The following is a 21,962-nucleotide window of genomic DNA, read 5'->3' as shown; positions in this document are numbered from 1 at the left end:
ATGGCACTGGGTTTCACGCCTGCGGTAAGACTCTACGGGGCTCATTCGGCCCTGCTCAATCAACGCCTGATCAGTTGGGAGCACATCGATGCTGCCGGTTTCGAGTCCGATCAGCTGACCTTGACGATCGATCTTGAAGGCCTCGAAGGGCTGCCGGATCTGGGCGGGAAAATCGGCCTGGAGGTCGGTTATCTGGAATCGGGAATGGTCGACAAGGGCCAGTTCAAAGTGACGCGCCTGACGCCGACGCTGTTCCCGTTTCGCCTGACCCTGGTGGCCACGGCGGCGCCGTTCAGCAAGGAGGATGAGACGGGCTTCAAGCAACGCCGCACGGCCAGTCATGGCCCGACCACCTTGGGTGCGCTGTTTGAAAAACTGGTGTCGCTCCACGGCTTTTCACCGCGCGTCGCACCCGAGGTGTCGATGATCAGGATCGAGCACGTCGACCAGTCCAACGAAACCGATATGAGCTTTCTGACGCGCCTGGCGAAAAAGTACAACGCGGTGACCAAACCCTACAACGACATGTACGTGCTGGCCCGTCCCGGCCAGGTCAAATCGTTGTCGGGCCAGGTGCTGGCGGACGTGACATTGTCGGTGACCAGCAATAACCGTCCCGGCGATCACGCGTTCGTCAGCGCCACGCAGGAGGAGTCTGCCCGCGAGCAGACCAAGGGTTGCAAGACCTGTTTCTGGGATGGCGCCGCAGGTGTATTGCGCTGGGTTGAAACGGGGCTTGCGCCGTTCAAGACCCTCCGCCAGAAACAACCCAGCGAAGCCGACGCGATCGCCGTCGGCGAGGGCGAAGTGCGCAAGATGCTCCGGCAGAAATACAAGGTGAAAATCACCTGTCCCGGCAATCCACTGCTGGCGGCCGAAGGTCTGGTGTTGCTCGATGAGACCTGGCCGGACTTCATGCGCGGGCGCTGGTCGATCGAAAAAGTCACCGCCAGTGGTAATCGCGAGAACAGCTATCGCTGCGTGATCGACGCCGCTTGCCTCGATCCAAAGGCTGAAGCCAAGGACTGATCTCACAGCCCACGAGTCCCCTGTAGGGGTGAGCCTGCTCGCGATAGCGGTGTGTCAGGCACATTGATTTTGAATGTGGCACCGCCTTCGCGAGCAGGCTCGCTCCCACATTGGTCCTGCGGTAACTCCCCCACACTCTGGAACACCACCATGAAGATCACCCCGATCCTCACGCAACTGCGTGGGCAATGCCCTGGCTTTGCCAATCACATTTCGGTGGGTGTCGATCTGGCGTTGCTGCAAGGCAATGCCGATCTGCCAACACCCTCGGCCCACGTGCTGCCGCTGGCCGATCTGGCCAGCAACAGCACCGCGCAAAACCTCACCACCCAACCGATCCGCGACCGCTTGGAAATCGTCCTCGCGCTTGACGCAACCGACGCTACAAAAGCGCTGGATCTGTTGCACGACCTTCGCGCCGAACTGTGGCGCGCACTGGTGGGGTTCAAGCCGGGCACCGACTACAGCGCCATCGTCTACGACGGCGGCGAAATGGTCTCGATCAACAGCAGCCGGGCCTTCTATCGGCTGCGCTTTTTTGCCGAGTTCCAGCTCGGCCGCAATCTGCCGAGTCAGCCTGCGGAGAGTTGGTACGAACGTGAACTGGACGGTTTGTCGTCCTTTACCGGGGTCACCGTGCGGGTCGATGCAATCGACCCGGCCGACCCCAACCTGAAACACCCGGGCCCTGACGGGCGCGTGGAACTGACTTTCTCTGGAGACGTAACCCCATGAGCAATCGCATCACCGTACTGCCGGCCGCTGGCCGTGCCGTGCCAGACCCGGAAGCGGGCGATCTGCTGCCCAAGGAAGGCCGTGAAGTGCTGGACAGCGCCTGGTGGCGCCGGCGTCTGGCCGACGGCGATATCACACTCAAAACCGCAAAAGCGGCTAAACCACAGGGAGCCAAATAATGGCGATCGGATTCAGCAACATCCCCGCGGACATTCGTGTACCGCTGTTCTATGCCGAAATGGACAACTCGGCCGCCAATAGCGCGAGCTCGACCCTGCGTCGTTTGATCGTGGCTCAGGTCAACGACAACATTGCCCCGACCGAAGTCGGCAAACTGGTGCTGGTTTCCAGCGTTGCGCTGGCAAAAAGCATCGGTGGTCAGGGCTCGATGCTCGCCTCGATGTACGAGACCTTCCGCAAGTCCGACCCGATCGGCGAGATCTGGTGCCTGCCGCTGCACAACGCTGAAGGCGCCATCGCCAAAGGCGTGCTGACCCTGACCGGCACCGCGACCCAGGCTGGCGTGCTCAACCTGTACGTCGGTGGTGTGCGTGTGCAGGCCACCGTGGTCAACGGTGCCACCGCTGCTCAAGCGGCCACTGCACTGGCGCAGAAAATCAACGCCACGGCCGATCTGCCGGTCAGCGCTGCGGCAGCCGAAGGTGTGGTCACCCTGAACGCCAAATGGACCGGCGACAGCGGTAACGACATCAGCCTGCAGTTCAATCGCCTGGGCAAGAGCAACGGCGAAGAGACCCCGGCCGGCCTGACCACCGCCATCACCGCCATGACTGGCGGCGCCGGCGTACCGGATCAGGTCGCAGCCGTCGCGGCACTGGGTGACGAACCGTTCGAGTTCATCGCACTGCCATGGTCGGATCTGTCGACCCTCAACACCTGGCAAGCGGTCATGGATGACAGCACCGGTCGCTGGTCCTGGGCCAAGCAACTGTTCGGTCACGTCTACAGCGCCAAGCGCGGCACCGTCGGCACGCTGGTCGCAGCCGGCCAGGCGCGCAATGACCAGCACATGACCATTCAGGCGCTGGAGCCGGGCGTACCGCAACCGTTCTGGGTACAAGCAGCAGCCCTGGCGGCGCGCACTGCGGTGTTCATCTCCGCCGACGCCAGCCGTCCAACCCAGAGCGGCAGCCTGCCGGGCGTTGATCCGGCGCCGGCCAGCGAGCGTTTCACCCTGACCGAGCGTCAGTCGCTGCTCAACTACGGCATCGCCACCGCTTACTACGAAGGCGGTTACGTGCGCATCCAGCGTTCGATCACCACCTACCAGAAGAACGCTTACGGTCAGGCCGACAACTCCTACCTGGACAGCGAAACCATGCACCAGTCGGCGTTCATCGTGCGTCGTCTGCAAAGCGTGATCACCAGCAAATACGGTCGCCACAAACTGGCTTCCGACGGCACGCGTTTCGGCGCCGGCCAGCCGATCGTCACCCCGGCGACCATTCGCGGTGAGCTGATCGCGCAGTACGCCAAGCTGGAACTGGAGGGCCACGTGGAAAACGCCGAGCTGTTCGCCGAGCACCTGATCGTCGAGCGCGACGTGCAGGACCCGAGCCGCGTGAACGTGCTGTTCCCGCCGGATTACATCAACGGTCTGCGAGTGTTCGCACTGCTCAACCAATTCCGTCTGCAGTACGACGACGCGGCTTGATAACCGCGTTTGACCGTAAGCATTCAGCCCACCTCGCGTGGGCTTTTTATTTGAAGGGAGTAACACCATGGGTCAAGTGATTGCAGGCACCTGCTACGTCAAAGTCGACGGTGCACAACTGACTATCAACGGCGGCTGCGAAGCCCCGCTGATGGCCGTCAAACGCGAAACCGTCGTACCGGGTTTCTACAAGGAAACCGACGTCGCGCCGTCGTTCAAAGTGACCGCGCTGCACACCGCCGACTTCCCGCTGAAAAAGCTGATCGAAGGCACCGACATCACCGTCACCTGCGAATTCAGCAACGGCAAAGTCTACGTGCTGGCCGGTGCCTACCTGGTCGAAGAGCCGGTTTCCAAGGGCGATGACGCCACCATCGAACTGAAATTCGAAGGCATCAAGGGGACCTGGCAATGAGCGGCGCCGTGAAGCTTCAGGTTGCGATCGAAGCTCACGGCGAGCCCCTGACCGAACTCGTCCTGCGCCGTCCGACGGTGCAGGAAGTGCGAGCGATCAAGGCGCTGCCGTACAAGATCGACAAGAGCGAAGAAGTCAGCCTCGACATGGACGTGGCGGCCAAATACATCGCCGTGTGCGCCGGTATTCCACCGTCGTCGGTCAACCAGCTCGATCTGGCTGACCTCAACGCGCTGAGCTGGGTCGTTGCGAGTTTTTTCATGAGTGCGGCGTCGGAGCCATCACCGACCTGATCGCAGTCGCCTATGACCTGGCCTGGTTCTGGAAGGTTGACCCCGAACAGATGATGGCCAGGCCACTGGATGTGCTCCGCGAATCGCTGGAGCACGCGCAACGGATCAATGCGATGCAGCAGGTGCAGTGATGGCAGACGAAGAAAAGAAAGTGAAAGCGCCGGTGCTGATCACGGGCATCGATGAACTGTCGCCCAAACTCGGCGCCCTGCGAGTAAAGGTCGAGAGCTTCAAGAAAAATCTCGAACAGACCGGACTCGGCAAACTGGACATCAGCGGTCTGTTCAAGGGCGGCAGCGTGATCACGCCGTTCGTGGAAGGGATCAAATCGGCGGCGGCATTTCAGGGCAAGTTGACTGAAGTCAGCGAGACGGCGAAAACCGTCGACCTGCCCGCCGCACCGAAAGTCGCTGCGCAGAACATGAACGTGTTCAGTGCATCGATGGAGAAGGTCTCCAATGCGGTGAATGCCGCATTGGTGCCGGCGGTCGGTGCTGTGGTCGTTGGGCTTGAGCCGATGCTGACTCAGTTCGGCAGCCTGCTTGCCGACAACCCGAAACTGGTGGAAGGCCTGGCTGCGGGGGCAATTGCCTTCTCGGCGATGCAAACCGCTGTCACCGGCGCCACGCAAGTGTTCGATGTAATGAGCATGGTGCTCAAGACCAATCCGATCATGCTGATCGCCATGGGCATCGCGGTGGCGGCCGGTTTGATCTATGCCAACTGGACACCAATCAGCGCGTTCTTCACCGGCATGTGGGAAAGCGTGAAAAGCGCCGGGGCGAGTACCATGGCGATCTTGCGCTCGGTGCTCGACTGGCAACCGCTCGATACGCTGGCGGCGCTTTGGCAACCCGTCACGGGCTTCTTCTCGGGGATCTGGGACAAGGTCAAAGCGGTCACCCGCCCGGTAGTCGACTTTTTCAAAACGGTTTTCTCCTGGACACCGTACGGCATGATCCTCGACAACTGGGGGCCGCTGACCGGACTGTTTTCGGCGATATGGGAACTGCTCAAGGCCTTGAGTGTGCCGGTGATGACGTTCCTCAGAAACCTGTTCGATTTCTCGCCGATGCAGATGATCAACAGTGCGTGGGGCGGTGTTGTCAGGTTTTTCGAACCGATGTTCAGCGGCCTGCGAAAAGTCGCGCAGCCGGCTAAAGAGTTTCTGGTGTCGTTGTTCGATTTCTCACCCATGCAGATGATCACCAGCGCGTGGGGCGGTGTTGTTGCGTACTTGCAGCCGGTGTTGACGACGCTGCAATCGGCTGTGCAAAGCACCCGGGATACATTGCGGGCACTGTTCGATTATTTCCCGATGGAAATGATCACCAGCGCATGGGGTAGTGTCGTCGGGTACTTCGAACCAATCTGGACGGCACTGCAAACGTCAGTGCAGCGGGTCAAAGGCTTTTTCACCAGCCTGTTCGAGTGGTCGCCGCTGGAGCAGATTGCTCAGTACTGGCAGCCGATCGGCGAAGTCTTTTCGGCGCTGTGGGATGTTGTGCTGGCAGCGTCTGCGCCGGTCGTGGACTTTCTGCACACCCTGTTCGAATGGAAACCTCTGGACCAGATCATCGAGAGCTGGGGGCCGATTGTCGGGTGGTTCGGCGAATTGTGGCAAAAGCTGCAAACCGTCATCGCGCCGATCAAGGAGCTGTTCGACGGAGGTTTCGCCGGGTTGATCGCCAAGGTCACCGGCAAGGTCGAAACTCTGACCCAGGCGCAGCGCCAGACCAATGCCGAAGGCAAGGGTGAGCTGGCGCCGGCATTCTTTGGCGCGAGTACCGTACGTGCTGGAAACGGAGCGCTGCAAGGCGGATCGCTGCCGCAATCCTCCAGTGCCCTGATCCAGCAAAGCGCCGCCAACAACCGTACGCAACTCGAAGGCGGCCTGACCGTGCGCTTCGAAAATGCGCCGGCAGGGCTGCGTACCGATCAACCGCAAACCAATCAACCCGGGCTGGCGCTGTCTTCGCGCATCGGCTATCGCTCGCTGTCGGCAGGAGGTTCCAATGAACTGGCGTGACCGTTTGTTGCCGGCATCGTTTCGCGGTGTCGGGTTCTGGATCGATCAGGCGAAAACCCCGGTCGGTCGCAAAGGTCAGTTGCACGAATACCCGCAGCGCGACCTGCCGTATTTCGAGGATCTGGGCCAGCAGGCCAAAACCCACGATCTGACGGCGTTCATCATCGGCGCCGATTGCCTGGAGCAGCGCGACAAGCTGCTCAAGGCGCTGGAGCAGGGCAGTGGCGAGCTGGTGCACCCGTGGCTGGGACGCTTGCAAGTCAAGGTCGGTGAGTGCGACATGACCCACACCCGCCAGGACGGCGGGCTGGTGACGTTCAATCTGAAGTTCTACCCCGACCGGCCGTTGCCGTTCCCGACCGCCACCGTCAGTACGCAAAAAGTCCTGTTGGCCAAGGCTGACACTTTGTTGGGTTCTGCGGTGGCGCGCTTCGAGCAGGCGATGACGTTGATCAAGGCCGCGCGGATCGGCATCGCCAATCTGCGCAACAGCCTGACCGGGGTCTATGAGGTGATCAAAGAGCAGCTCAAACCGCTGATCGAGCAGTACAAGCAAATCACTGAACTGGTCAAAGCCGTCAAGGAATTGCCCAAGGAAGTAGCGGCGGAGTTCAAGGGTTTGCTCGGCGATATCAAGGAGCTCAAGGAGTTCGCGAAGGAGGGCTACCGTGGCGTGATTGCCGACGTGTCCCAACAACTCGAAGCCATCCGCAAGGCTGACGCGCCGAAGATCACCACCGGCAAGGACACCAACGCCGCGGCGCAAGCCATGGCCGATCTGGTGCAGGACACGATACTGGTCAAAGTCGCGCAGTGGGTGGCGTCGATGCCAGTGGCGACCACGCCGGTGAAACTGCAGTCGACAACCACGGTCGGGCAGCAGGCGACAAGCCCGGTGACCCGTCAGGAAGTCCCGGTCAGTGACGACATGCAGGCATTGCGTGACGCCGTGGCAGTGGCGATCAATCCGATGCTGGACAAGGCCGATCCTGCGCACTACCAGGCCATCAGCGATGTGAAAGAGGCGCTGATTGCGCATCTCAAAGCCGTGGCGTCGTCCGGTGTGCGGCAGGTCAGCAAGTCGTTCCAGGAAAGCTTTCCGGCGCTGGTCGTGGCCTACAAGCAATTTGGCGATGCGACACGGGTGACCGAAGTGGTTCAGCGAAATGCGATGAACCATCCGGGGTTCTCACCCAACGATGTGAAAGTGTCGGGGGAGTAAGCCATGAGCGAGATGGATAACCGCGTCACGCTGACCGTCGACAACATGGAATACGGCGGCTGGAAAAGCGTGGAAATCACCGCTGATCTGGAGCGCCAGTTCCGCACCTTCAAACTCGACATCACCTGGCAATGGCCGGGGCAGACGGTGGACAAACCGATCAAGCCCGGCGACCCGTGCGAGGTGAAAATCGGCAACGATCTGGTGCTCACCGGCTACGTATTCAAGGCACCGATCAGCTATGACGGACGGCAGATCAGCCTGAGCATCGAAGGCAGTTCCAAGACTCAGGATCTGGTCGATTGCGCGGCCACCAACCGGCCGAATCAATGGCATGACCAACCGCTGTCGAGCATCGTCCTGGCGCTGGTGCAGGAGTACTCGCAATCGGTGGTCAATGAGATCCCCGAGACAACGCGACTGACCCGGCACACGATCGTGCCGGGTGAAACGGTGTTTCAGTCGATCGACCGTCTGCTCTCGTTGTTGCGGGTGTTTTCCACCGATGACGAGCAGGGCCGGCTGGTGCTGGCCAAACCCGGCAGCGGTGGACGCGCCAGCGATGCGCTGGAACTGGGCAAGAACATCCTGTCGGCCAACGCGCCAATGGATTACAGCCAGGTGTTCTCCGAGTACCGGGTGATCGGCCAGCAAAAAGGTTCGGACAAGAAGAGCGGGGCGGCGGTCAGCGAGGTTGAATCCAGCGCGGCCGACCTGTCCTTCAAACGCCGCCGGACCACAGTGATCAACGAAGGCACGCAACTGACCTTCGAGCTGGCCCAGCAACGCGCCCAATGGGAGAGCGCCACCCGTATGGGGCGGGCGCTGACCACCACTTATCAGGTACAGGGCTGGCGCCAGTCCAACGGCGATCTGTGGCGGCACAACACGCTGGTCAAGGTCAAGGACCCGGTGCTCGGCTTCGACGGTGACATGCTGATCTCCAAAGTGACGTATTCGCTGTCGGCGCAAGGCTCGGTGACCACTCTGCAAGTGGCGCCGCCGCATACCTTCGATCCTGATCCGATGCCCCCGAAAAAATCTTCGGCCTGACACCGCCCCTGTAGGAGTGAGCCTGCTCGCGAAAGCGGTAGACCGGCCACTGAAAGGTCGACTGCACTGACGCCATCGCGAGCAGGCTCACTCCTACAGTTGACCGCGTCGTGCCCATCTTTTGAAGGACAAATTCATGAGCCTACTGACACGCCTGCTGGCGCGCGGCACTGTCGTGCTCGCCAATTCGGCATCCAAGCTGCAATCGCTGCAAATGCGCCTCACCGCCGGCGAGGTGAACGACGATATGGAGCATTTCGAACCCTACGGTTTCACCAGCAACCCGCTGGCCGGCGCCGAGGGCATCGTCACCTTTCTCGGTGGCGATCGCTCCCACGCCATCGCCCTGGTGGTCGCCGACCGCCGTTATCGCCTGCAGTCGCTGGCCGCTGGCGAAGTGGCGATCTACACCGACGAGGGCGACAAAATTCATTTCAAGCGCGGGCGGATCATCGACATCGAAACCGCCACGCTGAACATCCGCGCCAGCAGCGCGGTGAACTTCGACACGCCGGTGATCAACCAGACCGGCAAGATCGTCTCCACCGGCGATCAGCTCGCCGGCGGCATCAGCCAGATCAAACACGTGCACGTCGGCGTGCAGGCCGGTAGCGGCCAGACCGGTGCGCCGGCAGGAGGCAAATGATGCTTATCAGCCAGAACCTCCACGCCGCACTGACCCGCGCGGTGCTCATCAGCCTGTTCACCTGGCGCCGCGCCGCCGATGACGACGCCCTCGACGACGAAGAGCGCTTCGGCTGGTGGGGCGACACCTTTCCCACCGTCGCCGACGACCGCATCGGCTCGCGGCTGTGGCTGTTGCGCCGGGTCAAGCTGACCCGACAGACCCAGATGGACGCCGAATTCTATGCCCGCGAAGCCTTGCAATGGCTGATCGACGACGGCCACTGCAGCGCCATCGACATCATCAGCGAACGCCTCGACGCCCAGCGCCTGAACCTGCGCACGGTCCTGACCCTGGCCGACGGCGAACGTCTGGACATCAACCCCGATAACAGTTGGCAGGTGATCTATGCCGTTTGAAACCCCTTCGCTGCCGGTGCTGATCAAGCGCACCCAAAGCGACCTGGCCGGCGATTCGCTGCGCCAGTCCGATGCGCAAGTGCTGGCCCGTACTCTCGGCGGCGCCGCTTATGGCCTGTACGGTTATCTCGACTGGATTGCCGAACAGATTCTGCCGGACAAGGCCGACGAATCGACCCTTGAACGCATCGCCGCCCTGCGTCTGAACCAGCCACGCAAACCGGCACAAGTCGCCACCGGCAGCGTCAGTTTTACCGCGACTGCCGGTGCGGTGCTGGATGTCGACACGCTGCTGCAAGCGAGCGATGGCCGGACTTACAAAGTCACCTCCGCCCGGACAACGACTAACGGCAGCAACACCACCACGATCGCGGCGCTGGATGCCGGCAGCCTCGGCAATGCCGATGCCGGTCTGGCATTGACGCCGGTGCAGCCGATTGCCGGCGTTGTCGGTAACAGTTTCGTGGTGCTGGCGCCGGGCCTCAGCGGCGGCGTAGCGCGGGAAAGTCTGGAGTCGCTGCGCTCGCGGGTGATCCGTTCCTATCGCGTGATTCCCCACGGTGGCTCGGCCAGCGACTACGAGACCTGGGCGCTGGAAGTGCCGGGCGTGACCCGCGCGTGGTGCCGTGGCGGTCTGCTCGGGCCGGGCACGGTGACGGTGTTCATCATGCGTGATGAAGACCCGCAACCGGTGCCCAACGATGAGCAATTGGCAGAGGTTCAGGACTACATCGAACCGCTGCGCCCGGTGACCGCGGAAGTGCACGTGCAGCGGCCGATTCAGGTGCCGGTGGTGTATCGCTTCAAGAGCGTCAATCCGGACACCAGCGCCGTGCGCGCCGCCGTCGAAGCGCAACTGCGCGACTTGCACAACCGCGAGGCCGATCTGGGCGTGCCGTTGCTGATCAGCCATATCCGCGAAGCCATCAGCAGCGCCGGCGGTGAGTACGACCACACGCTGACCGCGCCGGCCGCTGACGTGCCTGCCGGGAAAAGCGAACTGCTCACCTTCGGAGGTTGCGTATGGGGGGCATAAGAACCGCCGCGCAATACCAGGCGCAGCTGCGCGCGTTGCTGCCGAGCGGCCCGGCGTGGGATCCGGAGCGCGTTCCGGAGCTCGAGGATGTGCTGCAAGGCGTTGCCGTCGAACTGGCGCGCCTCGACGCCCGCGCCGCTGACCTGCTGAACGAGATGGACCCGGCCGGCGTCAGCGAACTGGTGCCGGACTGGGAACGGGTGATGGAACTGCCCGACCCGTGCCTGGGCACCACGCCGCTGTTCGACGACCGCCGCCTCGCGGTACGCCGGCGCTTGCTCGCGGTGGGCAGTCAGGCGGTCGGCTACTACCTCGACATCGCCAAAAGCCAGGGCTACCCCAACGCCAGCATCACCGAACACGAAGCCCCCCGCATGGGCCGCTCGCGTTTCGGCGCGGCGCACTGGGGCACCTGGGAAGCGCAATTCATGTGGACGCTCAACACCGGCGGCCGCCTGCTGCTCGGTCGACGCTACGGCGCGAGCTACTGGGGCGAACGCTTCGGCGTCAACCCGGGCTCGGCACTGGAGTGCCTGATCCACCGCAGTGCGCCGGCGCATACCAAGGTGCATATCAATTATGACTAGGGAGGAATGAGGGGATGGATTATCCGAAAAGCATGCCCGGTGTCGGCCTGGTCAACAGCCGTTTTGTCGATGAAAACCCGATCACCGGAACCCCCGGCTCGTTGATTCCTGCGGAGTGGGGCAACGCTCTGACCGAAGAGGTTTTGACGGTTATCAAGGCTGCCGGTATCGAACCCACCGAGGGACTCAACACGCAATTGCTTGAGGCGTTGCGCGGCAAGAAACTGTATGAGACGCCGCCGCAGTTCGATGCCAGTCAGAAGGTGGCGACGACCGAATTCGTTCAGCGCGCGCTGGGCAGTCTGGCAGGGCAGACCAACTATGTCGGGGATGTGGCGTTGACGGTCGCTGATGTTGGCAAGCTCTCGATCTTCACTGGAGCGAGCACCGCAACACTGCCGGAATGGTCGAGTGTTCCCCCGGGTGGATTGGTGTCTCTCGTCGCTGGACCTGGTGGTTTGACCGTGAAAGTCAAAAGCGGTGAAAGCCTGGGTACGACCAATGGAACGGCGGGAGCTTCCTTGTCTTTTGCCGCCGGCAGTTACATGACCTTCCGCCGGCTGTTGCTGGGCGGTGGGTGGGGATTGGACGGCGGTGATGGAGCACTTAAGTATTCGCCTGCGTTCACCGCTTCGTTGGGTACTTCGGGTGGATATCAGCGCTTGCCCAGTGGCCTGATCCTGCAATGGGGCTTCGCCACCGGTGGTGCACTGAGTGAAACCATCACCTATCCGATTGCCTTTCCGAACTCTGTGCTTTTTCTGTCCGGTAGCGATATCTCACCGGCATTCGCGGATCTGCGTTTTTCTTTTTACAGACTCTCGCTCAGCCAATTCCAGCGCTTTTCCAATGTCGATCCCGGCGGCTGGAACTGGTTCGCCATGGGCTTTTGAAAGGTGAACACGATGAAATACATTGATTTCGATGCCCAGGGCGAACTTCTTGGGCGCTACGACTCGGCCATCCACCTGCAGATCCCTGTCAGCGCTGTGGAGATCTCCGAAGAACTGTTCCTGCGCACGATTGAGGAGCGCGACGGCATCTGGCGATACACCGATGGCAAGGTCACCAAGCATGCGCTGCCGAACACTTCGCAGATGATTGATGGCGAGCGGCGCGCGGCCGCCCTCGCTCGCCGCGATGAGCTGTTGGCTGAGGCAGATCAGCAAACCGTCGGCATGGCGGACGCTTATATCGCGGGGTTGCTTGAGGCAGACGATATGCAGCGATTCAAGGCATTTGCCACCTACAAACTGGCTCTGAACAAGATCGACAAGCAACCGGGGTATCCACACGACGTGGTCTGGCCCGATCTGCCCGCCTGAGATCCTTTCTGGCCCGAAGCCTGAAATAGATTCTTGTAAACCATCACTCTAATTAGCGGGAGGTCCCTCCATGGATTATCCGAACAGTGTGCCCAGCGCCGGATTGGTGAATGGGAAGTTTGTTGATGAAAACCCGTTGACCGGCACGCCGGGATCGCTGATCCCCGCGGACTGGGGCAACGGGGTCACGCAGGAAATTCTCAACGTGATCAAGGCCGGGGATCTGACACCGGACGAAAAGAAATACGATCAGCTGTTGCAGGCGATCCAGAGCGTTTCGGCCAAGGGCTGGAATCTGGATTCGGCGTCGCCGATCGGGTCTTTGCCGGCTGCCACGGTCGCAACGCCGGATGGTCGTCTGGCGATCACGCCAGCAGCGGTTGCCACCAGTGGCGGGCGGGTTTCGATTCCGGCCGGCGTGCTGATCAGCCTCGGCCAAGAAGTGATAGCGGGGCAGTTGGGACGCTCGCGTACGTTCACTACACAGTTGTGGAGCAGTCCCGATTTGCTGCCAAGTACCGGCTACTTCCTCCGGGCGCAGGTGATTGCGGGCGTGCTGACCTTTTACATGCAGCGCGGCACGATCTATGACGCTACTCCGGAAGGTTTGAAGGGCACGGTCAATGGTGCGGCGGGCGGTGGTTTTCAGTCGACACCACTGGATATCTGCCTGGCGTGGGTCGTCACGGCAGGACCGGGTTCGATTCCCACTGTCAGAGCGATCTACAACCGTAGTCGCTTGTCCTGGACGCAGACGGTCAATGGCAATGGGGTGGTTTATCTGCCACTTGATCCGCATGCCCGAGCGGCGAGATTGGTGGTGGGTAACCCCACGCCGCATCCGACCGGTATTACCACGGTGGCCTTTGCTCCGGGAGGATGGCTGGGGGGCAACTATTCTTACCTTAATCCGACGGTTACTACTTCCAGCAACTGGGATGGCTGGAGCACCGTCGGTGCTTCGGTAGGAATCTTCACGAGTAACGTTGTCAACGACACGACGGTTTCCACACTATCGGCCAGTTTCGACCATGCAGAGTTGCGTTCGCTTTGGCAGGTCTTTCAAAGCGAACACACCCTCGGCTCGGGGAATGCCTCAAGTGATGAGTTGTTATTTGGTATGGGAATCAAGAGTTTTTCTCAAGCCGATTACTCCAACGGTATTGCGATCAACTTTGCCTCAGCCATCAATGTGCATTTGTCCTGGGAGTTGATCCGATGATCATCATTCAAGAACTGCATCAGTTCGAGGAAGGCTTGCGCCCGGCCCAGCCGTCCAGTGCCCATGACTGGGATGGAGAAAAATGGCAGGTGAACGCATCCAGAGTCGCCGAACTGCAACTGCAGGAAGCCGAGCAGCTGTGTTCCAAGGTCGACGCGGCGGCCGACAGTGCTCGCGCCGTTTTGGCCGGTGATCCGCTCAAAGCCATCGAATACGCCCAGGCTGCCGCCGACGCCCAAGCCTATCAGGACGCCGGTTACCCGAAAAAAGAGGTGCCGCTCTCGGTTGCGGCGTGGGTAGTCAAAGGCCGTACTGCCAAACAGGCAGCCGAGCAGATCCTGAGCAAGGCCGACCAACTCACCGACCATTTGCTGACCCTGCGCACCTTGCGCCTGAAGGCCAAAAATCAGATCCGTGCGCACGCCACCAAAGGCGACCTCAATCTGGCGCGCAGTGCTGGCGATGAGGCGTTGGTGGCGATTCGCGAACTGCTCGGCAGCCAAAACGTCTAGGCGCAAATCCTTCCTTCTGCTTCGCCCAAGCCCACTTCACCGTGGGCTTTTTTATTTTCAGAAAACAGACCGCCGCAGGCTCGCACCAGCGATCGCCCCGACGCGGTTCATTTGTTATTTCAGAGGAACGAAAGACCTATGGATTATCCAAAAAGCGGCCCCAGCGTCGGTCTGGTCGATGGCCGCTTCGTCGATGAAAACCCGGTGGCGGGAACGCCAGGGTCGCTGATTCCGGCGGTGTGGGGGAATGCCGTCACCGAGGAAATACTCAACGTTGTCAGCGGAGCGGGGCTGGCCCCCGCTGAAGGTGATAACCGGCAATTGCTCAAAGCCTTGCAAGTGCTGTTGGCATTGGCCAGCCCAATGGCAACGACCGTGACCAGTGTGTCGACCTCCAAAGCGTTGGCGGCAAATGAACTCGGGCTGGTGCTCGTCAATGCGAGCAGTGGTGCGACCACCATCAGCCTACCGCCGGCGGACCATACGTTGGGGGTTCGCGACGTCATAGTACGTCGGCTCGACAACTCGACTTCGCGCTTGGCAGTGCGCGCGTCGGGCACCGACAACATCAGATTTCATACCCATCTTGCCTCAGCCGGGTATCCCTTTTTTGTACTGATGGGTTCGGGTGACTGGTGGCATCTGCGCAGTGATGGGGCAGGCAACTGGTGGCCCATCGGACGGTTCGATGGCACGCCGTTGGGCCGGACTGTCTTCGAGACTACGGCATTGCTTAACCCCGGAGGATACGGTCCGCTTAACGGGGCAGTGTTCAGTCGCAGCGAATGGCCGTGGTTGTGGGATCACGCGCAGCAGTCTGGCGCCTTGACCACTGAAGCCACGAGAGTCGGGGCCGAAGGCGGCTGGACCAGCGGAGATGGCTCGCTGACCTTTCGCGGGCCCGAGGGTCGAGGTGAGTTCATCAGAGTGTGCGATGAGGGGCGTGGAGTTGATGCAGGTCGCTCAATTGGTAGTTGGCAGGTCGACATGTTCCGCTCTCATCGACACGAACTCAAAAGCGACATGTTGGGCGTTCCGTTGGTGTCGGCACCGAATGCGGCGCCTGACGCCTTGTTTAATCAGGCCAACATCAGTCTCGGGTTTACCGAGAACACGGGCGGTGTCGAAACCCGTCCGCGCAACATGGCCTATCCCGGCAGGATCAAACTCATCTGACACCGCTGCTCTCTAGCGTTTCTCAGCCGCCAAAGGAAGTGAACAATGACTTACTACTATGTTGTAAATGAAACGACCCAAGAATTGACCGGGCCTATCGATTTGCCGATTACGCCTGGAATAGGCGTTCAGGTTCCCGGCAATGTGATTGAGTTGGCGGAACAATTGCCAGTCGCCGAGCCAGGGTATGTCTGGGTTCGGCGCAATGGCCTAACAGCGCAGTTGATCGATTTGCGCAACCGGTTCGTCTATCGCAAGGACGATGGCAATTATGTCTACTGGACCGAACTGGGACCACTGCCTGATGACCTGACGCCCAAGCCACGTCCCAATGCGTATTATTTCTGGAAGGACGATGACTGGGTGCTGAACTTCGAAGCTGAACGTGCCGGTCTTGCAGCGCAGGCGGATGTCGAGCGCGACAGTCGTCTGCGTGAAGTGCTCATTCGCGTCGCGCCACTGCAATACGCGTATGACCTGGGGGAAGCCACCAGTGATCAATTGGCTTCGCTGCAGGCTTGGAAACGATACGCCCTGAACCTGGCTCGAATTGAATTGCAAGCAGATTACCCATCGATCATCGAGTGGCCGAGCGCACCAGCCCGACTCTTGGTTTCGCCCACCGTTTAACTCGCAAGTCATTCATTAAAAACTACCGGCGGCATTGTGCTTCCAGCATTCGGCTGCCTGTAAAACTGAAAGGTTCTGACGTGGATTATCCAAAAAGTATTCCCGGGGTCGGGCTGGTCAACGGCGGCTTCGTCGATGAAAACCCGATCGCCGGTTCGCCCGGCTCGTTGATCCCCGCCGCCTGGGGCAACAGCGTCACGCAGGAAATTCTCAATGCGATCAAGGCAGCCGGGCTGACGCCCGATGAAGCCAGAACCGACCAGTTGGCAACGGCCATCGGTGCACTGGTCGATTTCACCAAACTGAAAAACACCCCGACCACGTTGGCCGGTTACGGCATCACCGATGCAGTGGGGCGTTTGCTGGCGGTCAGGCAGATCGAGACGGTCGGGATCACGGTTTACAAGCCCAATCCCAGGGCCAAACGGATTCGCGTGCGGTTGGTGGGGGCGGGTGGTTCGGGTGGTGGTTGTGAGCCTGTGCCGGCAGGTAGCCAGATGCTTGGTGGCGGTGGTGGTTCCGGTGCTTACGCGGAAAGCCTGTATGACGTTACCGCCCAAATGCTGGCTGGCGTACCGGTCTCGTTGGGCGCGGGCGGTGTAGTCAGCAACACCACAGGTCTAGCGGGTGGTGGTGCTTCTTTTGGCGCCTACATGAGCGTTTCGGGAGGCGGCGGTGGGCAAAAACTGGCGATCGTGACTTCGGCTACATCGTCCGGATTCATTCAGGGCGGGGTCGGCGGGACGGTAACTGGAGGCAACTTGTGCAGCGCCCGCGGCATCACGGGGGGATTCGGGATGAGTAACGCCAATTGGGGGCTGCTCTCAGGTTGCGGGGCTCCGAGTCCGTTCGACGGCGGGGCATCTTTTACCGGGTCCAACACAGCTGGCAACGCAGGTATCCGTGGTTCGGGCGGCAGCGGTTCGTGCTCGGTCAATGCTTCGGCTTCGGTCGTCAGTGGTGCTGGCGGCAACGCCTTCTGTGAAATCTGGGAGTACGAATAATGGCCCGTTATGCACGAGTGGAAAACGGTGTCGCGGTCGAGGTGATCGACACCGGTGACTACGCGATCACCCAACTGTTTGCTCCCGCTTTCGTCGAGGCAATGGTGCCGGTGCCGGAGGGCATGCAGATTGAAATCGGTGCACCCATCGGCGAACTGCGCCAGGAGATTGCGCCGCTGCCTGTAACGATCAGTCCGGTCGTTACCCCTGAAATCGTTGCCGAGCAGCAAGAACCTTTGGTGGCAGCGCGCGCTTGGCGCCAGTCCAGCCTGTCGGCCACGGAATGGTGGGTGACGCGACATCGAGACGAGCAGGAACTGGGGCGCGGGACGACGCTCAAGGCCGCGCAGTATCTGGAGTTGCTGGAATACCGTCAGGCGCTGCGGGACTGGCCTGATTCAAGTCGTTTTCCATCGGAAGTTTCCCGGCCTTTGGTCCCCACGTGGCTCGCCGCTGATGTTGGCTAACGCCATCAAGTTGTATGTGTTTTCAGATCAGGAGATGAGCAATGGATTATCCAAAAAGTGTTCCCAGTGCAGGTCTGGTGGACGGTAAGTTTGTCGATGAGGACCCGGTAGCGGGCAAACCGGGATCGTTGATTCCGGCGAGTTGGGGGAACGGCGTCACGCAGGAGTTGCTGAAGGTTATCCAAAGTGCAGGTCTTACGCCGACAGAGTCCGCCAATGATCAACTGCTGGGGGCTTTACGCAGCAACAAGTTGTTCGTGACTGCGCCGCAATTCGACAGTGGCAAATCGGTCGCAACTACTGAGTTCGTAACCCGAGCAGGTTTGCAGTTTTCAGGTTTCGTGTCCTACGGCACTAGTACAGTTCTGGGCGCCGCCAATATTGGTGGAGTCGCCAGCTTTGCGAGTAACTCTCCAATCACTGCGACGTTGCCTTCAATCAACGGAGTTGCCCACGCCAGTACCCTTCAAGTGATCAATGCGGGCACCGGTATTTTGACTATCAATCCGGCGGCTAATGAACTGATCGAAACCTGTAATGGCACATTCGGACCGCTGAAGCTGGATCTTGGTGATTCCGCTTGCCTGATCAAACTGAGCAATCAATGGCGGTTGTATGGGGGATCGATCAGCGACAGGTATGCCACAGCTCATTCCGGTGTCGTAGGTAACGTCGGTTATCAGCGCTATCCCAGCGGAAACATCGACCAGTGGGGGGTTGGCGCCACGGATGCCAAAGGCGACGTTAATATCAGCTTTCCCATCTCTTTTCCCAACGCGTTTTCATCGATCGTGGCCATCCACTCGGGGGGCGACGGCGCGATGGTCGTTATGTACTCCAACTCTGCGACGAAACAGGGTTGCCGGCTGAAGGTCCGAAGCTACACCGGTGACGTCAATGCGAATTGGGGTGTTTTTTACCTTGCAAAGGGCTACTGAATGAATCCGTTCAATGTATTGTTCAGCGCCAGCACCCGGGGCGCGTATGTGCCGGGTATCAATTCGACGGACATTCCCGACGACGTTATCGAAATTCCCCAGGGCTACTGGATCTCGCTGCTGCAGCAGATGGCGGTCACCCCGAAAGTGATTGGCGTGCGTGCTGACAACGGCTATCCGATTCTGGTCGATCCACCGCCGCCTTCGCCGGATGAAGCAGCGGACATCGAGCGCTCATGGCGTACGGCGCAACTGGCCGCCACTGACGGTCTGGTGGCCCGTGACCGCGATGAACTCGAGGACGGCGGCGGCACCACGTTGACCACCGAGCAATACGCCCAATTGCAAACCTATCGCCGTGAGCTGCGGGACTGGCCACAGGGTTCTTTTTTTCCGTTCAGCGAGCATCGGCCGGTAGCGCCGAAGTGGTTGGCTGCAGCGCTTTGATTCTTCAGGGATGTTGAAATGGATTATCCAAAAAGCGTTCCCAGCGTCGGGCTGGTGAACGGCAAGTTCGTCAATGAAGACGCCGTCGCCGGCCTGCCCGGATCGCTGATCCCGGCCACCTGGGGTAACAGCGTTACCGATGAACTGTTGAACGTCGTCAAATCTGCAGGTCTTGAACCCAGCGAAACCGATGCGACGCAGCTGTTGCAGGCGTTGAAAAAAATCAGTCAGGCCGGTGAAGACAAGCATGCTGCGGACATCGGTGCGGCCAATCTGTACATGGCCAACTACGTGCCAGCCATTGCTACGTTGAAGGACGGTCTGGCGCTGCGCTTTACCGCTGGCAACGCCAACACCGGGGCGAGTACGTTTGCTCCGAACGGCTTGCTGCCCAAGCCGCTGGTGAGTCTGGCGCTGAGTGCGTTGCGGCCTGCCGAGATTGTCGCCGGCAGTGTGTGTTCGGTGGTGTACAGCGCGGCGCTGGACAGTTGGGTGCTGGTGTATGCCAGCGGTGGCGGTGCGGCGAGTGGGCGCTTATTGGGAGTGAAGACGTTTACCTCGTCTGGCACTTATGTGCCGACGGTGGGGATGAAGAATGTGCTGGTCAAGGTAGTGGGTGGTGGTGGCGGGAGTGCGGGAGTTGCCGCAACCAGCGGCAGCGAGATCGGAGTTTCGGGTGGTGGGGCTTCCGGCAGCTATGCCGAAGCCTGGATTCCATCTTCAAGCATAGGTAGTAGCCAGATCGTTACAGTAGGGGCGGCAGGTATCGCGGGTGCTATCGGGGGGAGTGCAGGGCCCGGGGGGACCAGTTCAATTGGATCTCTTGTCTCTGCGCCTGGCGGTAGCGGAGCGATGAACGTCGGGGTCGTTGGCGTTTCACAATTCGGACTGTTTGTCGGCGGCGTGCCTGGCATTGCGGCCACTGGCGCCAACATTGTCAGTAGCGCAGGGGCAGCCGGCAGTCCTGGAATTTGCGTCAACGGTTCGATTCTTCCTGGACATGGTGCGTCTTCACCCTTGGGGGCTGGGGGCGCTGGTACCAGTGCCAGCGGAGCTGTCGCTGCACCCGGCTCGGGCTATGGTTCCGGTGCTGGCGGCATCGCCAATGCCATGAATCAACCGGGCAGACCAGGCGCCGCCGGTGCCCGTGGCGCTGTGATCATCTACGAGTACGCCTGATGAAAACCTACGCACGCATCGTCAATAACACCGTGGTCGAGCTGTTTTCGACTGAAGGCAACATGGTCGAGATGTTCCACCCCGATCTGCAATGGGCCGACATCACCGATGTGACACCGGCACCGCAAATCGACTGGAACGCCAACTTCGGCACTCTCGGCTGGGTGTTCGCGGCCCCCGAGGTCGCGGTACCGAACAACATCCTGACAACTCTGGCAAAAAAATGGCTGGGGGGCGTTGTCCGCCAACCATGATTCAATCGGAGCATCCAGGGAGGATTACGCATTATGCAAATAACTGAAGACAACCTTAAAACCATCATGCCCAACGCCCGCTCCCAAGCGGGCGTTTTTGTTTCTGCACTTAATAACGCAATGACTCGGCGCCATATCGACTCGCCAAAACGCATCGCTGCGTTCCTCGCGCAAATCGGTCACGAGTCGGGGCAGTTGCAATACGTGCGGGAACTGGGCAACAACCAGTACCTGAGCAAATACGACACCGGCACGCTGGCGCTGCGCCTGGGCAACACGCCCGAGGCCGATGGCGACGGGCAGAAGTACCGCGGTCGCGGGCTGATCCAGATCACCGGTCGCAGCAACTATCGCCAGTGCAGCCTGGGCCTGTTCGGTGACGAACGCTTGCTGTCCTTGCCGGAGTTGCTGGAGCAACCGCAATGGGCGGCCGAGTCCGCCGCCTGGTTCTGGGAACAGAACGGCTTGAACGGTCTGGCCGATCGCGACCAGTTCAACAGCATCACTCGCCGAATCAACGGCGGGTTGAATGGCCTGCAGGATCGTCTCGACATCTGGGCGCGGGCGAGGGCGGTGTTATGTCCATCTCCTGGCGCGTGATCGGCTTTTTGGTGCTGGCAGCCGTGGCGGCCGCTCTGGCCTGGCAGTTTCAGGACTGGCGCTACGGGCGGCAACTGGCCGAGCAGGCGCGGCTGCACGCCGACACCCTCAATCAGCTGACCTCGGCCGCGGCCACCGCGCAGCAGGCCGAGCAGGACAAGCGTCTGGCCCTCGAGCAACGCCTAGCGGCCAGTGAGCAAACCCACTATCGAGCACTCAGTGATGCCCAACGTGATCAGGATCGCCTGCGCGATCGTCTTGCCACTGCTGATCTGCGCCTGTCAGTCCTCATCGACGCAGGCGACGCTGCCCAAGGCTGCGGGGTGCCAGCCACCACCGGCACCGGCAACGTGGATCATGCAACCGTACGCGCCCGACTTGACCCGGCGCATGCTCAACGAATTATCGCCATCACCGACACCGGCGACCGCGGACTGATTGCCCTGCAGGCCTGTCAGGCGTATGTCAGAGCGTTGGCGCCCGAACATTTTGAATGAGTCTGTGTATTGAAAGCGCAACCGGGTCGTGTACGGTGGTGTCATTCCACCCGATCCGGAGCGCACCGTGAAAGAGATCACTCAACTGGCTGCCGAGCTTGGCCGACGTCTGCAGTTGCTCAATGCCCACGTCACCACCGCCGAATCCTGTACCGGTGGTGGGATTGCCGAAGCGATCACACGGATTCCGGGGAGTTCGGCGTGGTTCGAGGCCGGTTACGTGACCTACTCCAACCGGCAGAAAACCCGGCAACTGAATGTCCCCGCCGAATTGTTCGACACGGTGGGCGCGGTCAGTCGCGAGGTGGTCGAGTCGATGGTGCGTGGCGCGCAGAAGCACAGCCTCGCGCGGTTTGCCGTGGCAGTCAGCGGCGTGGCCGGGCCCGATGGCGGTACCCCGAACAAACCGGTGGGCACGGTGTGGCTGGCGTGGGGTGTGGGCGACGCGGTGTCCAGCGAGGTTCAGCACTTTCCCGGCAACCGCGACGAAGTCCGCCGACAAACGGTGAAGGCCGCGCTAGAGGGGCTCCTGCGACTAGCGGCACGAGAAATCGAAAATCAGGGGTAGGCGATCCGCGAACGCTGTGGAATAA

Annotated in this window: 28 protein-coding genes; all 28 read left to right on the top strand. The window is 60.7% G+C overall.

All coding sequences use genetic code 11. The features are described from left to right. The 28 genes from HBN98_RS02830 to HBN98_RS02695 all read left to right on the top strand — a co-directional run bounded on the left by HBN98_RS02830 (position 1) and on the right by HBN98_RS02695 (position 21,937). A complete protein-coding gene (locus HBN98_RS02830) occupies positions 1 to 1,029 on the top strand; it encodes a phage tail protein (RefSeq protein ID WP_083366849.1) in 1,029 nt (342 codons plus the stop codon). Positions 1,030 to 1,179: 150 nt separating this feature from the next. Next, positions 1,180 to 1,764 carry a phage tail terminator protein gene (locus tag HBN98_RS02825; protein WP_083366848.1) on the top strand — a complete coding sequence of 195 codons (585 nt, stop codon included), beginning with the start codon at positions 1,180 to 1,182 and terminating at the stop codon, positions 1,762 to 1,764. Next, positions 1,761 to 1,943, top strand: a complete 183-nt coding sequence (locus HBN98_RS02820; RefSeq protein ID WP_041072263.1) for a DUF2635 domain-containing protein — start codon at positions 1,761 to 1,763, stop codon at positions 1,941 to 1,943. The genes HBN98_RS02825 and HBN98_RS02820 overlap by 4 nt, the downstream gene beginning before the upstream one ends. Continuing rightward, positions 1,943 to 3,439: a phage tail sheath subtilisin-like domain-containing protein gene (locus tag HBN98_RS02815; protein WP_083366847.1), complete on the top strand. Its 1,497-nt coding sequence runs from the start codon at positions 1,943 to 1,945 to the stop codon at positions 3,437 to 3,439. The genes HBN98_RS02820 and HBN98_RS02815 overlap by 1 nt, the downstream gene beginning before the upstream one ends. Positions 3,440 to 3,506: 67 nt before the next feature. Then, on the top strand, positions 3,507 to 3,854 hold the full coding sequence (locus HBN98_RS02810) for a phage tail tube protein (protein WP_007964335.1): 348 nt from the start codon (positions 3,507 to 3,509) through the stop codon (positions 3,852 to 3,854). Beyond that, the gene (locus HBN98_RS02805) at positions 3,851 to 4,147 is read left to right on the top strand and encodes a phage tail assembly protein (protein WP_083366846.1); all 297 of its coding nucleotides are present in this window, start codon (positions 3,851 to 3,853) and stop codon (positions 4,145 to 4,147) included. The genes HBN98_RS02810 and HBN98_RS02805 overlap by 4 nt, the downstream gene beginning before the upstream one ends. A gap of 130 nt (positions 4,148 to 4,277) precedes the next feature. After that, on the top strand, positions 4,278 to 6,176 hold the full coding sequence (locus HBN98_RS02800; protein ID WP_083366845.1) for a phage tail family protein: 1,899 nt from the start codon (positions 4,278 to 4,280) through the stop codon (positions 6,174 to 6,176). After that, entirely contained in the window at positions 6,163 to 7,398 is a 1,236-nt protein-coding gene (locus HBN98_RS02795) for a DNA circularization protein (protein ID WP_083366844.1), read from the top strand. Before HBN98_RS02800 ends, HBN98_RS02795 begins: the two co-directional genes overlap by 14 nt. A 3-nt stretch (positions 7,399 to 7,401) precedes the next feature. Beyond that, complete coding sequence (locus HBN98_RS02790) at positions 7,402 to 8,451, top strand: phage baseplate assembly protein (protein WP_064586221.1); 1,050 nt, start codon at positions 7,402 to 7,404, stop codon at positions 8,449 to 8,451. A 136-nt stretch (positions 8,452 to 8,587) separates the two neighbouring features. Further along, entirely contained in the window at positions 8,588 to 9,097 is a 510-nt protein-coding gene (locus HBN98_RS02785) for a phage baseplate assembly protein V (protein WP_083366843.1), read from the top strand. Further along, positions 9,097 to 9,495, top strand: a complete 399-nt coding sequence (locus HBN98_RS02780) for a phage GP46 family protein (RefSeq protein ID WP_054047083.1) — start codon at positions 9,097 to 9,099, stop codon at positions 9,493 to 9,495. The genes HBN98_RS02785 and HBN98_RS02780 overlap by 1 nt, the downstream gene beginning before the upstream one ends. After that, on the top strand, positions 9,485 to 10,531 hold the full coding sequence (locus HBN98_RS02775) for a baseplate J/gp47 family protein (protein ID WP_083366842.1): 1,047 nt from the start codon (positions 9,485 to 9,487) through the stop codon (positions 10,529 to 10,531). Before HBN98_RS02780 ends, HBN98_RS02775 begins: the two co-directional genes overlap by 11 nt. Continuing rightward, complete coding sequence (locus HBN98_RS02770; protein WP_083366841.1) at positions 10,519 to 11,118, top strand: YmfQ family protein; 600 nt, start codon at positions 10,519 to 10,521, stop codon at positions 11,116 to 11,118. Before HBN98_RS02775 ends, HBN98_RS02770 begins: the two co-directional genes overlap by 13 nt. 14 nt (positions 11,119 to 11,132) lie before the next feature. Continuing rightward, positions 11,133 to 12,011, top strand: a complete 879-nt coding sequence (locus tag HBN98_RS02765) for a gp53-like domain-containing protein (protein WP_064586225.1) — start codon at positions 11,133 to 11,135, stop codon at positions 12,009 to 12,011. 12 nt (positions 12,012 to 12,023) lie between these two features. Next, the gene (locus HBN98_RS02760; protein WP_064586226.1) at positions 12,024 to 12,443 is read left to right on the top strand and encodes a tail fiber assembly protein; all 420 of its coding nucleotides are present in this window, start codon (positions 12,024 to 12,026) and stop codon (positions 12,441 to 12,443) included. A 70-nt stretch (positions 12,444 to 12,513) separates the two neighbouring features. Beyond that, positions 12,514 to 13,665, top strand: coding sequence for a phage tail protein (locus HBN98_RS02755; RefSeq protein WP_083366840.1), 1,152 nt, complete (start codon positions 12,514 to 12,516; stop codon positions 13,663 to 13,665). After that, the gene (locus tag HBN98_RS02750) at positions 13,662 to 14,177 is read left to right on the top strand and encodes a phage tail protein (protein WP_083366839.1); all 516 of its coding nucleotides are present in this window, start codon (positions 13,662 to 13,664) and stop codon (positions 14,175 to 14,177) included. The genes HBN98_RS02755 and HBN98_RS02750 overlap by 4 nt, the downstream gene beginning before the upstream one ends. 138 nt (positions 14,178 to 14,315) lie before the next feature. Next, entirely contained in the window at positions 14,316 to 15,353 is a 1,038-nt protein-coding gene (locus HBN98_RS02745; RefSeq protein WP_083366838.1) for a phage tail protein, read from the top strand. A 45-nt stretch (positions 15,354 to 15,398) separates the two neighbouring features. Continuing rightward, the gene (locus tag HBN98_RS02740) at positions 15,399 to 15,983 is read left to right on the top strand and encodes a tail fiber assembly protein (RefSeq protein WP_083366837.1); all 585 of its coding nucleotides are present in this window, start codon (positions 15,399 to 15,401) and stop codon (positions 15,981 to 15,983) included. A gap of 80 nt (positions 15,984 to 16,063) precedes the next feature. Next, entirely contained in the window at positions 16,064 to 16,987 is a 924-nt protein-coding gene (locus HBN98_RS02735) for a glycine-rich domain-containing protein (protein ID WP_064586231.1), read from the top strand. Further along, entirely contained in the window at positions 16,987 to 17,454 is a 468-nt protein-coding gene (locus tag HBN98_RS02730) for a phage tail assembly chaperone (protein WP_064586232.1), read from the top strand. The genes HBN98_RS02735 and HBN98_RS02730 overlap by 1 nt, the downstream gene beginning before the upstream one ends. A 41-nt stretch (positions 17,455 to 17,495) precedes the next feature. Next, positions 17,496 to 18,392 carry a gp53-like domain-containing protein gene (locus HBN98_RS02725; protein ID WP_064586233.1) on the top strand — a complete coding sequence of 299 codons (897 nt, stop codon included), beginning with the start codon at positions 17,496 to 17,498 and terminating at the stop codon, positions 18,390 to 18,392. After that, the gene (locus tag HBN98_RS02720; RefSeq protein ID WP_064586235.1) at positions 18,393 to 18,839 is read left to right on the top strand and encodes a tail fiber assembly protein; all 447 of its coding nucleotides are present in this window, start codon (positions 18,393 to 18,395) and stop codon (positions 18,837 to 18,839) included. A gap of 18 nt (positions 18,840 to 18,857) precedes the next feature. Further along, positions 18,858 to 20,018, top strand: coding sequence for a hypothetical protein (locus HBN98_RS02715; protein WP_083366836.1), 1,161 nt, complete (start codon positions 18,858 to 18,860; stop codon positions 20,016 to 20,018). After that, positions 20,018 to 20,272, top strand: a complete 255-nt coding sequence (locus tag HBN98_RS02710) for a hypothetical protein (protein ID WP_064586239.1) — start codon at positions 20,018 to 20,020, stop codon at positions 20,270 to 20,272. The genes HBN98_RS02715 and HBN98_RS02710 overlap by 1 nt, the downstream gene beginning before the upstream one ends. A 33-nt stretch (positions 20,273 to 20,305) precedes the next feature. After that, entirely contained in the window at positions 20,306 to 20,872 is a 567-nt protein-coding gene (locus tag HBN98_RS02705; RefSeq protein ID WP_064586240.1) for a glycoside hydrolase family 19 protein, read from the top strand. Continuing rightward, positions 20,851 to 21,369: a lysis system i-spanin subunit Rz gene (locus tag HBN98_RS02700; RefSeq protein ID WP_083366835.1), complete on the top strand. Its 519-nt coding sequence runs from the start codon at positions 20,851 to 20,853 to the stop codon at positions 21,367 to 21,369. The genes HBN98_RS02705 and HBN98_RS02700 overlap by 22 nt, the downstream gene beginning before the upstream one ends. Before the next feature lie 67 nt (positions 21,370 to 21,436). Continuing rightward, complete coding sequence (locus tag HBN98_RS02695) at positions 21,437 to 21,937, top strand: CinA family protein (protein ID WP_064589962.1); 501 nt, start codon at positions 21,437 to 21,439, stop codon at positions 21,935 to 21,937. Positions 21,938 to 21,962 lie beyond the last annotated feature (25 nt).

The sequence above is a fragment of the Pseudomonas koreensis genome, assembly GCF_012986595.1.
Lineage (GTDB): Bacteria > Pseudomonadota > Gammaproteobacteria > Pseudomonadales > Pseudomonadaceae > Aquipseudomonas > Aquipseudomonas koreensis.
The sequence above is the reverse complement of the archived record's forward strand: the minus strand, read 5'-3'. Positions and strand labels throughout refer to the sequence as shown.